This is a genomic window from Streptomyces sp. ADI96-02 (assembly GCF_003846185.1).
Lineage (GTDB): Bacteria > Actinomycetota > Actinomycetes > Streptomycetales > Streptomycetaceae > Streptomyces.
On record NZ_ML123034.1, the window covers coordinates 2,564,274 to 2,565,343 of the forward strand.

Genomic DNA, 1,070 nt, shown 5'->3' on the forward strand with positions numbered 1-1,070 from the left:
GGGGAGTGCACAGCCCTTGCGGGCCAGCGCAGGACCATGCCCCCGCTCCTCGGTAGTGGCGTCAGCGAGAAGGCGGGGGAGGAAGTCCGACGATTCGGCCGGGAGCTCGTCTCTTACCGGTACGTACGGGATGTAGTCGCCGGCGACTTCCGAGACGTGCAGGGGAACGTTCCCCAACTGGTCGCCGATCAGACATGCCGTCTCCTCTGCCCGGCGCAGCGGGCCGTACTGAGCAGATGCGAGGGGTTGGCCAAGCGTTCGATGCGGTGCCGGATGTCGCGCCGTGAGAGCCGCTGCCGCACGTGGCGGTAGTCCTATCCCGGTGCACGCCCAGTTCGCCGCCCCGGACCGGTCGCCGGTTCTCGCCCTGGGCACTCTGTGGCCGGCGCGCGCGCTCACGGGATGACGGCGCTCGGAGCAGGTCGGCCCCGCAGGCGGGATGCGGGGTGGGTCAGCAGCCGGCAGCGCGCCCTAGGACTCAGGCCCTATGTCCGCTTGGCGCCTTTTCGGCCTTTCGGCCGATGACGTCCGGGGCTCCTCCTCGCTACGGTCGAAAACGTAAAGCAGCAGCTCACAAGGCTGCAACCTCTCAGGGAGGCCCTGTACGGGACCGTCCCACACGAAGGAGTACCTGCACCATGGCCGTCACCTGGATATACCTCTTCGACCACCCCGGCGCCGACCCCGCGCGGGACCGGGTGGTCCTGGCCAGCCCCTCCCTCCGCGCCGTCCTCGTCGCCGTGCCCGAACCTGCGGACGCAGTCGCCATCGTCAAGGACCTGGTCGCCGCAGAGGACGCCAAGCTGGTCGAGGTGTGCGGAGCGTTCACCAACGAAGACGTCGCCAAGATCGCGCAGGCCGTCGGCCCCGACATTCCGGTCGGCCACTCCTACTTCTCCCAGGAGGCCGCTCCTGGCATCCTCCGCTTCCAGGAGGCCTACGCTCAGGCCGTGCAGGCGACCGGGTAATTCCGACGCCGACCCGTCCGCCGCCGCGATCCGGAACGGCAAACGGGTAGCCGTATCCGACGTAGAGTCGGCATCGAACCCGATCCGTGTTGGAGGCCGATC

At 69.0% G+C, this 1,070-nt stretch carries 1 protein-coding gene; it reads left to right on the top strand.

Annotated features, from left to right (window positions below; genetic code table 11):
• The first annotated feature begins 638 nt into the window (after positions 1 to 638).
• Positions 639 to 968 carry a DUF6506 family protein gene (locus EES43_RS11065; protein WP_124268576.1) on the top strand — a complete coding sequence of 110 codons (330 nt, stop codon included), beginning with the start codon at positions 639 to 641 and terminating at the stop codon, positions 966 to 968.
• The last annotated feature ends 102 nt before the right edge of the window (positions 969 to 1,070 follow it).

What these genes read in the sequence shown, in the direction of transcription:
- EES43_RS11065 (WP_124268576.1), top strand. Translation starts at nt 639, where the DNA reads ATGGCCGTCACCTGGATATACCTCTTCGACCACCCCGGCGCCGACCCC.